This is a genomic window from Hymenobacter sp., from assembly GCF_036387835.1.
In the GTDB taxonomy this organism is placed as follows: Bacteria; Bacteroidota; Bacteroidia; order Cytophagales; family Hymenobacteraceae; genus Hymenobacter.
This window is the reverse complement of the sequence record NZ_DASVSY010000122.1, coordinates 157,029-170,096: the sequence shown is the minus strand read 5'-3', so window position 1 is coordinate 170,096 and position 13,068 is coordinate 157,029. Positions and strand designations below refer to the sequence as shown.

Below are 13,068 nucleotides of genomic sequence, written 5' to 3'. Positions count from 1 at the left end.
TAGCGCACAAAGATTGATTAAACAACATCAGCAACGATGAGACGCGAAGTGTCGCGTCTCTACACCGTTCACGAAACGGCAGTAGGCCCTAAACCAGAACCAAACCTAATACTTTCACAACTTCTCTATTGCCATGCCACTTCATGAAGTGTTAGACAAAAAACTCAGTAAAGTTTACGAGCCTAAGTCTCGTATCGATGATGTTTTCAAGGGCTACGACATCACCTTCCTGACCAACGAGCACGGTGAGCCCGTCACCTTGTTTTTCGGCAAGCGCCGCCCCGACGGCACCATTTCCGGCGAGCGGTACACCCGTACCATCAAGCGGGTGCCCGGAAGCCTGGAAGTCAAATCCAGCCATTGGGACAACCAGGGCAAGATTATGAACCGCTAGTTTTCAGCCAGTTCACCTCAATAAAACAGCCTGCCCCATGCTTGGGGCAGGCTGTTTTATTGGTAATGGCAAGAACGATAAGGACAACGTAGTGTAGCAGCCACACCAACCAGCTACGGAGCCATCAACTGCCCGATGAAGAGAATCACATTCGATGACTTCTCCCGGATCAGGAACACGAAGGGCCGGTCGGCGGTGATACTCGATGGGAGGGAAGTAGTGATGATGCCCACCGAAGTTGCAGCGGCCGCTTCGGTGCCTTCTTCGTTTACGTCGAGGTAGGTTTTATGCAGCACTTTGCTGATTTGCAATCCGCTCTTGGTGCCTTGTATCATCTGGCTGAAGTTGGCTTGATCGGAAAAAGCGATGCCCATGCCAAGCTGCGTCAAGGCTTCCTTCAGCTCCTTCTTATACTCCATCTTGAACTTAGGCAAACGCAGCTCTAAGCTGCTCGTGTGAGCACCAGCCAACCAGGTGCTCAGGTTCGCGCTGTTCAGCTCCGGCGTGATGTCGGCTACGGTTTTCGAGGCAGCTGGCAAAATCAGCGTCATACTGAACTGCTGGTTGCCGTACGGCAAGTCGATTACCTGCTTGGTGGCGTCGGCGTAATAGGCGTACTGACCGTTTTTCAGGGTCATGAAGTCCGTGGAAACGGAGGTGCCGTCTTCTTTATGGAAGTCGGCGCGGCGGGTGAGCTGCTTGTCGAACTGATAGGTCCAGGTGCCTTTGAAATAAATGGCATTCACCAGATACATAACGTCGTCGGCGTTTGTGCTCTCGATAAGACTTTCAATCTTGCCGTTGGTTTTGTTCTTCACCCAATTGTTGATAACGTCTTTAGAGCCCGTCGAGCTGAAATCCAGGCCTTTCACCATCGCATCGAAGTAGGTGACATTCTTCGACACAAAAGGCGCCTGTAGCTGATATTGCTGACCGTGCCAGATGGAATTGGCGGTGGTAAACTTCACGTTCTTGTCGATGTTGGGTAACAGCTCGGCAAGCATCTTGAACGACTCGTTGATTTCGGTGTCGGTTTGGGGTGCGAAGCCTAGGGTCTCCTTGATGGCTTGTTTGGTGGTGCCGTCGGTGCCGTTGTAGGTCATGGTGATGGCCGACGAAATACTCAGTGGCGAGATAAACAGGTTAGTGGCCGCTTCCTTGGCCCGGAGCGTGGAGAAGGCGCGGAAGGCAAAGTCGTTGGAACTGGCTACCGTTTTCACTTCGGCGGCCGTTAAGGGCCGCAGGTTCGGGGTATTGTCGCCGCCGGGCGCCGCGGCATCTTTCTGGCAGGCAGAAAGCAATAAAGCGGCTCCGGCCACTCCTAGCCAGGCAGCTCGGGTAAGTATTTGTTGCATTACATGAAACGTAAGGGTGAATGAATACAGAATACCGCTTGCTCAGTACAGTGCCCAGAGGTGGCCTGCACAAGTAGAAGAGCCAGCAGCGGGGACGGAGGTTGCATGCGGGTTCTCAGATGTATTCGTTGCCTGGTCCTGCCAAAACGGCGGCCCCCGCACTCCGGTCCGATGGTTGCCGTAAGCAGAGCTTATGTCTTGGATATCATCTGTTTTAAGTAAAGTTTCCGCCAAAGCGCCCCGTCCCGATGGCAAGCCGGCGCTTACCGTGCGCGAACGATTTTCGGCGCTCAGAAACCTGCCCGAATTCCTGCGCCTCATCTGGCAGACCAGCCCCACCCTAACTCTAAGCAACGTGGGCTTGCGCCTGCTTCGGGCCGCGTTGCCGGTGGCTATGCTTTATGTGGGCCAGCTTATTCTCGATACCGTGGTGCAGCTTAGTCGCCAGCCCGCCGCCGAGCGGCTCCTGACGCCCGTTCTCACCCTGGTAGCGCTGGAATTCGGCTTAGCTATCCTCTCCGATGCCCTCGGCCGCGGCGTGGCCCTGCTCGACTCTTTGCTCGGCGACCTGTTTGCCAACCGCACCTCGGTGCGCCTTATGCAACACGCCGCCGAACTAGACCTCGATCAGTTCGAGGACAGCACGTTCTACGACAAGCTGGAGCGGGCCCGCCGCCAAACCTTGTCACGCACCGTGCTTATGGCCCAGGTGCTCAGCCAGGCCCAGGATGCCATTACCATGGCTTTTCTGTCGGTGGGGCTGGTGGCCTTCAACCCCTGGCTGCTGCTGCTGTTGCTGATTGCCGTGATTCCGGCCTTCCTGGGCGAGTCGCACTTCAACGAGCGCAGCTACTCGCTGGTCCACGGCTGGACGCCCGAGCGGCGCGAGCTGGACTATCTGCGCCAAACCGGTGCTTCCGACGAAACGGCCAAGGAAGTGAAGATTTTCGGTTTGTCGGAGTTTCTGATTGAGCGGTTCAAGCTGCTCTCCAATGAGTTCTACCAGAAGAACAAGGACCTCGTCATCCGGCGGGCCAGTTGGGGTACGTTCTTTGCGGGCGTGGGCGCGGCCGGTTACTACGCGGCCTACGTCTATATCATCAGCCAGGCCGTGCGCGGCCAGATTTCCATTGGCCAGCTAACCTTTCTGGCGGGTTCGTTTGGGCGGATGCGGGGCTTGCTGGAAGGCATCCTGAGCCGCTTCAGCAGCGTGGCCGACGGAGCCCTGTACCTCCAGGATTTCTTCGACTTCTTCCACCTCAAGCCCCAGATTGTGCGGCCCACTGCCACGCAGTTCGTGCGCCCGTTTCCGCAACCAATCCAAGAAGGCTTCATATTCGAGAATGTGGGTTTCAAGTACCGTAACGCCGAGAAATGGGCCCTGCGCCATCTTGACTTCGAGTTAAAGGCCGGCGAAAAGCTGGCACTGGTAGGCGAAAACGGCGCCGGCAAAACCACGCTCGTCAAGCTACTCTCGCGCCTCTACGACCCCACCGAAGGCCGCATCCTGCTCGACGGCCACGACCTGCGCGAATACGATCCTGCCGAGCTACGCCGGGAAATCGGCGTGATTTTCCAGGACTTCGTGCGCTTCCAACTGCCGGCCGGCCAGAACCTGGCCGTAGGCCGCATCGAGGAAAAAGAAAACCGCCCCCGCATCGAGCTAGCCGCCGCCCAGAGCCTCGCCGACTCCGTCATTGCCAAGCTGCCCCAGGGCTACGACCAAATGATAGGCCGCCGCTTCAACGGCGGCGTAGACCTAAGCGGCGGCGAATGGCAGAAAATTGCGCTAGGCCGCGCCTACATGCGCGACGCCCAGCTGCTCATCCTCGATGAGCCCACCGCCGCCCTCGACGCCCGCGCCGAGTACGAAGTGTTCCAACGCTTCAACGAACTCACCCGCGGCAAAACCGCCGTGCTTATCTCGCACCGTTTCAGCACCGTCCGCATGGCCGACCGGATTCTGGTAATTGAGCACGGCAAGAGCGTGGAAATAGGGAGTCACGAAGAGCTGCTGGCCCGTGGCGGGCGCTACGCCGAGCTGTTTCAGCTGCAAGCCGCCGGGTACCGGTAGCAGGCAAGGGCAACGCGGGAAAATAATATCTTAAAACCTGAGCGCTCCATATTTCCCGCGCTGCCCTTAGCTTGCAGTGTCAGTTACCTCTGGTATATATCGTGTGCCCTGCGTTATGAAGAATATAGTGTGTCTGCTGCTGATGGGCGTGGGTCTGTGGGCTTTTAGGTTGGCTGCCGCAGACCCCGTCGAAACGAAAGTATATGTCATTTCTATAACGGGAGCGGAGGTGCACGAGAAGCCATCGTGCCAATCCAAAGTGCTACGGAAAATTCCGATTGGCGCGGCCGTGAATGCGCAGCAAACCATCGCCTCGAAAGAGGTGAAGCAGGTCGGCGCTGGCTTCGCACTTCAGGGCGACTGGATAAAGGTGACAGCCCCAGCGTATACCGGGTACGTCTTCAGTTCCGACGTAACGAAGCACAAGCCGAAAATCGAGAGCCGCGACGGATTGACTTTCGTGGATTTGCTAGGAACCAAAAAAAGTGCCCGCACAGAAAACGAAAAAGTAGCAGCCGCCAACAAGAACAGCGCCCCTGAGTATGCCGTCCATGAAACTACGGAGTACGCAAGCGGCACGTATACCATGACGACCCATGACGGCTGTTTCGATCATGTGTACTCGTTCAGGCGCCTTACGCTGCCCGAGGTGTATCACCATATGATAAGCAGCTACTCCGGATATTCCAGCTTCAACCCCAAGAAGTTAATGCAGCCCAAGCTGATATCCAGGAAAGGTAATGTGTACACGTTCACCTGCGGGTTTGGAGACAGCGACGCCGCGCAGGATTTAAAGCTCACGGTCAAGGATAATGGGGTTATTACCATCTCTTCCAACGACTGCACCTGAGCGCACGCAGCCGCCCGGACATAGCGGCATTCATTAGCAGGTAATAAATGCTTGAGTACACTTTCACTGAATCTTTATCTCCCGTTGGCGCAGGCACCGAAGCTGTTGTGCGCCTGCTGGCAGCAACGCTGGAAAGCCCCGTTGATGAACTAAACGCAGACCTGAATTATCAGCAGACCCGCCAGCCGGTGCAGGCGTGGCTAACCCTGGCCGGTGGGCAGCTGATAGGCTGTAAGCTCGGCTATGAGCGTAAGCCAGGACAATACTACAGCTGGTTGGGCGGCGTGCAGCCCGACTTTCGCGGCCAGGGTATTGCAGGGGAACTGATGCGCCAGCAACATGCGTGGTGCCAGCAGCAAGGCTACCAGCGCATCCGGACCCAGACCTACAACCGCTGGCGCCCCATGCTGCTCCTGAACCTGCGGGCCGGCTTTGATATTGTGGGCACAGTGCAGGGCCCGCGCGGCTTGATTATCGTGCTTGAAAAAGAACTGGCCGCCTAGCCAGACTGCTTGTTTTTGCCACCAGCAACATCGCAGCTTACGGGCGGTTGTATAGCAGAAAACCGGGTGCGGCTCCGCCGGATTAGCAACTTGGAAATCCGGGTTTCAGTGGCTGGCAGCGGCCTTTCTATCCCCTAGTAGGTTCGTTTTGTTGTTGATAAAAGTGCGATTAAAACGAGGTAGCCAAGTTGTAGGAGCGACGATAAAATTGTGGGGTTTGCCGGAAAGGGCTGGTTGAGGCACAAGAAATTTTGCCTTTTTAGGTCTGAACATCAGCATCTAACCTTTAAATAGTTTCGTAACTTGATGCCTGTGATTCCCCTCATATCTGCCACGTTATGAAATTGTTTTCTACTCTTTTTGTGGGCTCTAGCTTAGCCTTGGCCTTATCGGGTTGTTTTGCCGCCCGCGAAGCGCGCGTCGAATCCGATTACAGCTACGCCGGCGCGTTCCGTCGCTACCGCACCTATGAGTTCGTGACCGGTGAAGGATTGGCTGCTGATACCAGTAAACTGGGCGAAGTACTGCGCGACGCCATCCGAACGCGCATGAAAGTGCAGGGCTACCGGCCCAACAAGCGCCGGCCCGATTTGCTGGTCAACTTTCGGGTGTACGAAGGCGACATGCGCTTCCGGGGCTACGCCCAGGAAGATATATCCCGCTGGGTAAACGAAGAAAGGATAGAGGACGATGAGACGCCTGCCGAGCAGCGCACCGGTTACCAGCCCGTGCGGATGCTGCTCGCCGAAGGCACCCTGCTCATCACCCTGATCGACAATAAAACCAACCGGGCCGTCTGGAATGGCTATGCCTCCGGCGTGACCGTGCCGACTGGGGTTCAGGGCGAAGTGGTACTGCGCCGCTCCGTGCGCTCGATATTCGACCAGTACCGGGTGTTCACCGCCGGCTACCTGGAGGGCGGCAATCGAGAGCAAACAGAAGAATAACCTGTTCACAATAGCAAGCCCGGCTTCGTTGCCTTCGAGCATTTTATTGCTTTGAAGCAGTGAAGCCGGGCTTGGCATTTACAATGTTTACTACAAGAGCCCGTTAGCGCCGGCTCGACGGAATCCGAAATTGCAGACCGATGCTCGGCACGATGGTCAGGCCACTGAGGCTGGCGCTTTTGTTGTTGAGCAGCTGGTAGGTGCCGTAATTCTGGTAGTAGATACCAACTGAGGGAATAACATAGGCGTAGCGGTAGCCGATTTTCGCATTCACAAAGCCCCCGAAAGAAGGAAAGTTGGTTTTCTGCTCTAGCAGCGCCGGCACCTTTGCGCTGCCGTTGAAAACCTTGCTGGGCTCGAAGCCATAGCGCAAAAACGTGTGGGTGTACACCACGCCGTAGGAAACAGCCCCAATTTCTTCTTCGGCCCCAAACGAATGACTAAATACCAGCGGCACAATAATATCGTGCCGGGTGGCCCGGAAACCCAGAACATCATTGATGTTGTCGAGGAACGGTAAGCTTGGCAGGCTGGCGCGCTGCGTGGCAAACTGCAAACCGATGCTGGCGTAAGTAGCGCCGGCCGGGCCGCCCGGACGCTCTACGGTGCCGGTGGGCCCCAGGAACTGGTAAGCGGCATCGAATACATGCGAGCCAAACGCGTATTTATAGCCAACATCAAGCCGGTCGAGCGCGCCGTAGCGCACATATAGGTCGGAAGAGGGGCGTACCGGGTCGAGCACGTAGGCCAGGGCCGCCACTTGCAGCCGGTCGATGGTGCCGGAGTAACCCACCGTATCCTTGTTCACGGTTGCCGCCGCTGCCGATTTCAAGGCTGAGCCAGTTTTACTGATGGTTTCGGTGGCTACGTTGAAGGCCAGGTTGCCGCCCACCCGGAACTCGCCTTTGGGCGTGACCTTGCCCGTACTTACAATGGTGCGTGGGGCGGTGCAAGATTCAACCAGCAAACTAGCGGCGGCCAGAACCAGAAGGGCCGGCCGGCTGAAGTGAAAAAACGAAATCATAGGGCGAAGCGCAAAAGGCAAGAAAAAGCGGTACGAGTAAAGTTTTACCAAAACCGGGCCGAAAGTACTCAAAGCCGGCCCACAACTTAGTGTCGGCTGCCGGATTGCTTTATTTTGAATGGTTGCGTGGTGGAGGTTGAGTTTCGTGCTGAAGTTGTTATTTCACACCTCAACTATTAAGTAGTCACCAATCAGCATCCAACCAATGAACATCCTATACGGAGTGCCGGGGGAGGGCATGGGGCACGCCACGCGCAGCAAAGTGGTTATTCAACACTTGTTAGAAGCCGGGCACGAGGTGTTCGTGGTGAGTAGCTCGCGGGCGTATCAGCTGCTGGAGCGCACGTTTCCGGGGCGGGTGCACGAAATACGTGGGTTTCACCTGGCCTACAAGAGCCTGACCGTGTCGAAGTCCCGCACGGCGGCTCTTACGTTGCGCACGGCTCCGGAAAACCTGCTCGTCAACTTCCGCAAGTACCGGGAGATGCTGCGCGGCCTGGATTTCGACGTTGTGGTATCCGACTTCGAATCGTTCAGTTACCTTTTTGCCCGGCTGAAGCGCCTGCCCATCGTCAGCGTCGACAACATGCAGATCATCAGCCGGGCGCGGCTGGATGTGGCGGTGCCAGCCGCTGAGCGCGACAATCAGGAGCTAGCGCGCCAAATAGTGCGGGCCAAGCTGCCGCGCAGCCAGCACTACTTCGTGACCACCTTTTTCCCACTGCCCGTCATCAAGCCCAATACCACGCTGGTGCCGCCCATTATTCGCCCCGAAATTCTGGCTGCGCAGCCCACCACCGGCGCGCATGTGTTGGTGTATCAGTCGGCTACCACGCAAAGCAACTTGGTGCCGCTGCTGCAAGGCCTGCCCAACCAGGAGTTTCGGGTGTATGGCTTCAACAAAGAGGAAAGCCACGGCAACGTGCAGCTGAAAGCGTTCAGCGAGCAAGGCTTCATCAACGATTTGGCCAGCGCCCGCGCCGTGGTAACCAACGGGGGCTTCTCGCTGATCAGCGAGGCTGTTTATTTGCGCAAGCCCATCTGCGCCATCCCCATTCCTGCCCAATTCGAACAGTTTCTCAACGCCGCCGAAGTCGATAAGCTCGGCTACGGCCGCCACTTCGAAAGCCTGACTGCCGATAACATCAAGGCGTTTTTGTACGACTTAAGCGGCTTTGAAACGGCCCTGGCCGGCTACAGCCAAAGCGGCAACTACGAGTTGTTTCAGCAGCTAGCCGGCGTTTTGAATGGCTTGAGGAAGCAGTGAGGTACCGTTTCTTGTGCCGAAAGGTTAAGAGAGGACTTGCGCCGGAACCGATTCTCGCTCTGCTTGAGCTGGTTTCCACTTGTAAAACCAGCTCATACTGCCGTTGCAATGCTAATCGTTCTGCAGAGGCGCAGCCAAAGCATCTCGCGTGCTGACACAGGAGTGGTATTCCAACCTCAGCACGCGAGATGCTGCGGCTGCGCCTCTGCATGACGGTTGCTTTGGCAACGTGAGCTTGTCTCAAACTATGTTTATAAGACCAACATGATACATGGGCCTAAAACTGCTTAAGAAGCAGCTTTAGGCCCTTGTATAGTCACAAGTAGTATCAGAACTACTTGGCGGCGGTTTGTTCCAGGAGTAGGTAGCGGGCGCGGTTTTGCTCGGGTTCGGCGCGGGTAGTCACGTCGATATGCATCACTTGAACGCCGTTGCTGCCATTGGCGGCGGGCCAGGTTGGTAAGCCGGTGCCGTTGGGGTTGCTGGTCTTGATGAAGTTGGCGAAGTAGCTCTGCATGGTTTCCGACACCTTTTGGTCGTCCGGGGTCCAGGCGTACACCTTGTTGGTAGCCAAGTTGCCCATGGCGTACTCGATTTCGGCGGAGTGGACGGCGCCACGGGCCGGTGGGGCTTTGGGGGCGGCCGGGTCGGCGGGTTTCACTACGCCGCCAGCCAGGCCAGCGGTGGCGTTGCCCATTTCGGGCGTCATGGCCGGGCGGGGCCGAGCGTAGAGGTAGCGGTAAACCGGCTTGCCACCAGTTTTGCCATGCACGTCGGCCCATCGCCAGGTACCGTAGGCAATAAACCGGTCGCTGGCGAGGTCGGTGGCAGCTTGCTCGGCTTCGGCTTCGGTAGTGGCCGGGTAGGCCTTCAGCACGTCGTTGGCGCGGGCACCGTAGAGCTTTTGAACGGCCTGCGCGAAGGTTTCGGGAGTAGGTTTTTCTTTGCCCAGGACGGCACCCGCGTTCATCTCCTGCGAGTTCCAGCCCACCAGCAACGGTACGTGCGCCTGCTCGCCCGCAGTAAAGATTTCAACCGGAGACTTCGGGAAGAAATAGCCATCGACGACGGTGGAAAAACGTTTGGCGTCAGGCTTGCCAGTAGCTTCCAGCAGCTGCGTGGCCGGCATTGCTCGGAGCGCCGCTAACGAACTAGCCCCAACAGTCGAGGCAAAAGCCACTCCGTTTTGCTCGGCCTGCGCCAGCGGCATAGGCGGCGTCAACGACAACAACGAGCCACTTTCCCCGATGGCGCCGGCAATCAGGGCCTTCGACAAGGGAGAGGCCATTTGGGCACTAACCGAATAAGACCCCGCCGATTCGCCCGCAATGGTTACCTTTTTTGGGTCGCCGCCGAAGGCCGCAATATTCTGCTGTACCCACCGCAGGGCCGCGCTCTGGTCGAGCAAGCCGTAGTTGCCGGAGGCGTGCTGCGGCGACTCTTTGGTAAGCTCGGGGTGGGCCATAAAGCCGAAAACGCCGAGCCGGTAGTTCACCGTTATGGCTACTATGCCGCGCCGGGCCATGCTTTCGCCGTCGTAGCGCGGCTCGGAGCCGTCGCCGGCCACGAAGCCGCCGCCGTAGAAATACACCAGCACCGGCAGGCGCTCCTTGCCCGTTTTAGCGGGCGTCCAGACGTTCAGGTAGAGGCAGTCTTCGCTCACGCCGTTGGAGCGAAAGTTCATGTCGCCGAACAGCGGCAGCTGCATGGCACGGGGACCAAACTGCTTGGCCTGGCGCACTGCCGTCCAGTTTTTCACTGGCTGCGGCGCTTTCCACCGTAGCTCTCCAACGGGCGGAGCCGCGTACGGCACTCCTTTGAACATGCGAATGCCATTCGGGGCCGTAGTGCCTTCAAGTGGTCCATTGGCGGTTTGCACGCGGTCGGCAGTGGAAGATGCGGCCGCCGGTTTTGAAGTTTGGGCCATAGCCATTGGCGCCAGCTGCAAGGCGAGAAAAGAAACGATAAGTAGTGTTTTCATAAGCAGTGAATAGCTGAAGCTGTGTGGAATGCAGCGCGGAACGGAAGTGGCCGGATTTCCGTGCTGTGGTGCAAAGAAGGGTGGTTTGGGAGTACAGACGCAATTTTCTGCGTCTTGTTGTCTTGGTAAGAGCGTCGGCTTCTGTTTGCCCTTTGCGGGGCGCAGCTACGTTATTTCCGAGCCGACTTCATTTCCTCAAATTTCTCTTGCGGCGCGAGCAACTTACGGCTTTTCTCTGCTGCTTCTTTAGGCACCTTGAAAGAAGCGGTCTGTTTGATAGCGGAAGAGGAGCTGCCGGCCTTGAGCTGGTAGGTGCCGGCATCGGTAACCCATGCCGAGGTGGCCGTGTCGAACGAAGCTAAATCGGCGGCAGCTAGCGTGAATGTGAGGGTCTGGGACTGGCCAGGCTGCAAGAGGTTGGTTTTGGCAAAAGCTTTCAACTCACTTTCCGGCTTATCGAGCTTGCCTGCTGGGGCTCCCACGTAGAGCTGCACCACTTCCTTGCCGGCCACCGCACCGTTGTTGGTTACGCTGATGGTGGCTGTCATTTTATCGGTTAAGGAAGTGGTACTTAGCTTCAGCGGCCCGAACGAAAAGCTAGTATACGACAAGCCGTAGCCAAACTCATAAGCGGGCTTCACCTTGAAGGAGTTGTAGTAGCGGTAGCCGACGTAGATGCCTTCCTCATAAGTGTTTTCCGACGGGCGGCCCATCATAGGGTTGCCCCCGGCTCCTGCTGCTGCCAGCTCTTTGCCGGGGAAGCTGCTGGCATAAGGTACATCCTGGTAGGCCACTGGAAAGGTAGTGGCCAGCTTGCCCGAGGGCGGTACGCTGCCGCTCAGAATATCGGCCACGGCGTGGCCCCCTTCCTGCCCGGGCTGCCAGGCCAGCAGAATGGCATCGGCTTGCCCGCGCCAGCTGGCTACTTCCGTCACGCCGCCTACGTTGAGCACTACCACTACTTTTTTGCCTTTAGCGTGGAAGGCCGTGGAAATTTGCTTGAGCAGGGCTTGCTCGGTGGCCGTAAGAGTGAAGTCGTTTTCCACTTTCCGGTCGCCGCCTTCGCCTGCACTGCGCCCGATGGTAAACAGGGCCACATCGGCCTGCTCGGCCTGCTGTTGCAGCACGGTCGCCTCAACCGGCATTTCCGCAATTACAGGTGCCGGATCGAGCAAGCCTTTAGTTTTGGGTAGTTTCGCTTTCTCAACCTGCAAGTACTTCCTGTAAAGCGCACTCAGGGGCGCTGCTACCGTAAAGCCCGCGCTGGTTAGGCCCTGCGTTATCGACACCACGTAGGCCTTGTTTACGTCGCCGCTGCCGGTGCCGCCCGCTACCAGGTTGTAGGAAGTGTTGCCGAACGCGGCCACTTTCTGACCTTTGGCCAAGGGGAGCGTTTTCGTTTTGTTTTCCAGCAGTACCATGCCCTCGGCGGCCGCGGCGCGGGCAACGGCCGCGTGTTGCTTCAGGTTGGGCTTGCTAGTGTACTTGAGGCCTTTGAAGGTGGGCGACAGCAGCACCAGGTTCAAGACCCGGGTGGCGTTGGCATCCAGCTCCTGTGAGGTCAGGGAGTTATCTTTCAGGGCGGCTAGTATGGCCTGCGTTTGGGCCAGGGTGCCGGGCATCAGCAGGTCGTTGCCGGCTTTGAGCTGCGCCACCGGGTTCTTGCCGCCGTACCAGTCACTCATCACCAGCCCCTTGAAACCCCACTCCTGACGCAAAAGCGCATTAAGCAGGTCGGGGCTTTGGGAGGTGTAGGTGCCATTTACCAGGTTGTACGACGTCATGACCGTCCAGGGCTGCGCTTCCTTCACTGCTATCTGAAAGCCCTTCAGGTAAATTTCCCGCAGGGCCCGCTCGCTCACTTTCGAGTTGAGCTGCATTCGGTTGAACTCCTGGTTGTTGACCGCAAAATGCTTAATAGACGTGCCCACCCCGTTGGATTCCACCCCGTTCACCAGCGCCGCGGCAATGTGGCCCGTTACCACGGGGTCTTCGGAGTAGTACTCGAAGTTGCGGCCTCCCAACGGATTGCGGTGAATGTTCATGCCCGGTGCCAGCAGCACATCAATACCAAAGTCGCGGACTTCCTCGCCAAACGCCACGCCTACTTTCCGCACCAGCGCCACATCCCAGCTAGAGGCCAGCAGAGTAGCCACCGGAAACGCCGTGGCGTAGTAGGTTTTGGTGCTGTCGCCGCCCCGAATCGGGTCGATCCGCACGCCGGCCGGGCCATCCGACAAGGTCAGGGACGGGATGCCTAGGCGGGGAATGGCGTGGGTGCGACCTGCCGCGCCCGGTACCTTTTCCGGCACTTCCCGGTCGCCGGGGTTGCCGGGCGGCAGCATGCCCGGCGGGAAGCCGGAAGGGTAAAAGCCCATGCCCACCACCAGCAGGACCTTTTCTTCGGGAGTAAGAGCCGCCACTACTTCTTTCAAAGTAGCCTTGCCTAGCTGGGGCGCGCCGGCCGTCTGGGCCGCTGCCGCGAAACTACCGCTCAGCAGCAAGCACACTGCGGCGGGCTTGCCAAGATAAGCGGTTCGGGCAGCCAGGGCTGCGAAAGAAAATGGGTGTGTTTTCATAGGTGGGAATTGGGACAATGAGGGAGCAAAAATTAAATTGACAGTAGGTGCTGCCAGGGGATAACCGCATTACTGTTAACACATACGCCGGGAA

10 protein-coding genes are annotated in these 13,068 nt (G+C 57.7%); 6 read left to right on the top strand and 4 right to left on the bottom strand.

Annotation, left to right across the window (positions count from 1 at the left end; genetic code table 11):
* Positions 1-133 precede the first annotated feature (133 nt).
* A complete protein-coding gene (locus tag VF639_RS24880) occupies positions 134-394 on the top strand; it encodes a hypothetical protein (protein WP_331148668.1) in 261 nt (86 codons plus the stop codon).
* 113 nt (positions 395-507) lie between these two features.
* On the opposite strand, the gene VF639_RS24875 is transcribed toward VF639_RS24880, so the two are convergent.
* Positions 508-1,749 carry a serpin family protein gene (locus VF639_RS24875; RefSeq protein ID WP_331148667.1) on the bottom strand — a complete coding sequence of 414 codons (1,242 nt, stop codon included), beginning with the start codon at positions 1,747-1,749 and terminating at the stop codon, positions 508-510.
* Positions 1,750-1,942: 193 nt separating this feature from the next.
* Here VF639_RS24875 and VF639_RS24870 point away from each other — a divergent pair, with 193 nt between their 5' ends.
* The 4 genes from VF639_RS24870 (at position 1,943) to VF639_RS24855 (ending at position 6,123) form a co-directional block, all read left to right on the top strand.
* Positions 1,943-3,823 (top strand): ABC transporter ATP-binding protein, encoded by a 1,881-nt coding sequence (locus VF639_RS24870; protein WP_331148666.1) that lies wholly within the window; start codon positions 1,943-1,945, stop codon positions 3,821-3,823.
* Between the two features lie 115 nt (positions 3,824-3,938).
* On the top strand, positions 3,939-4,673 hold the full coding sequence (locus tag VF639_RS24865; protein WP_331148665.1) for an SH3 domain-containing protein: 735 nt from the start codon (positions 3,939-3,941) through the stop codon (positions 4,671-4,673).
* A 47-nt stretch (positions 4,674-4,720) separates the two neighbouring features.
* On the top strand, positions 4,721-5,176 hold the full coding sequence (locus VF639_RS24860) for a GNAT family N-acetyltransferase (protein WP_331148664.1): 456 nt from the start codon (positions 4,721-4,723) through the stop codon (positions 5,174-5,176).
* Between the two features lie 338 nt (positions 5,177-5,514).
* Positions 5,515-6,123, top strand: a complete 609-nt coding sequence (locus VF639_RS24855; RefSeq protein WP_331148663.1) for a DUF4136 domain-containing protein — start codon at positions 5,515-5,517, stop codon at positions 6,121-6,123.
* Positions 6,124-6,226: 103 nt separating this feature from the next.
* Here VF639_RS24855 and VF639_RS24850 read toward each other — a convergent pair whose 3' ends face one another.
* Positions 6,227-7,147: a hypothetical protein gene (locus VF639_RS24850; protein ID WP_331148662.1), complete on the bottom strand. Its 921-nt coding sequence runs from the start codon at positions 7,145-7,147 to the stop codon at positions 6,227-6,229.
* Positions 7,148-7,352: 205 nt separating this feature from the next.
* On the opposite strand from VF639_RS24850, the gene VF639_RS24845 reads away from it, so the two are divergent.
* The gene (locus tag VF639_RS24845; protein WP_331148661.1) at positions 7,353-8,414 is read left to right on the top strand and encodes an MJ1255/VC2487 family glycosyltransferase; all 1,062 of its coding nucleotides are present in this window, start codon (positions 7,353-7,355) and stop codon (positions 8,412-8,414) included.
* A gap of 334 nt (positions 8,415-8,748) precedes the next feature.
* On the opposite strand, the gene VF639_RS24840 is transcribed toward VF639_RS24845, so the two are convergent.
* Together VF639_RS24840 and VF639_RS24835 are read right to left on the bottom strand one after the other, a co-directional pair.
* The gene (locus tag VF639_RS24840; RefSeq protein WP_331148660.1) at positions 8,749-10,395 is read right to left on the bottom strand and encodes a carboxylesterase/lipase family protein; all 1,647 of its coding nucleotides are present in this window, start codon (positions 10,393-10,395) and stop codon (positions 8,749-8,751) included.
* Positions 10,396-10,565: 170 nt separating this feature from the next.
* Entirely contained in the window at positions 10,566-12,974 is a 2,409-nt protein-coding gene (locus tag VF639_RS24835) for a glycoside hydrolase family 3 C-terminal domain-containing protein (protein ID WP_331148659.1), read from the bottom strand.
* Positions 12,975-13,068: the final 94 nt, after the last annotated feature.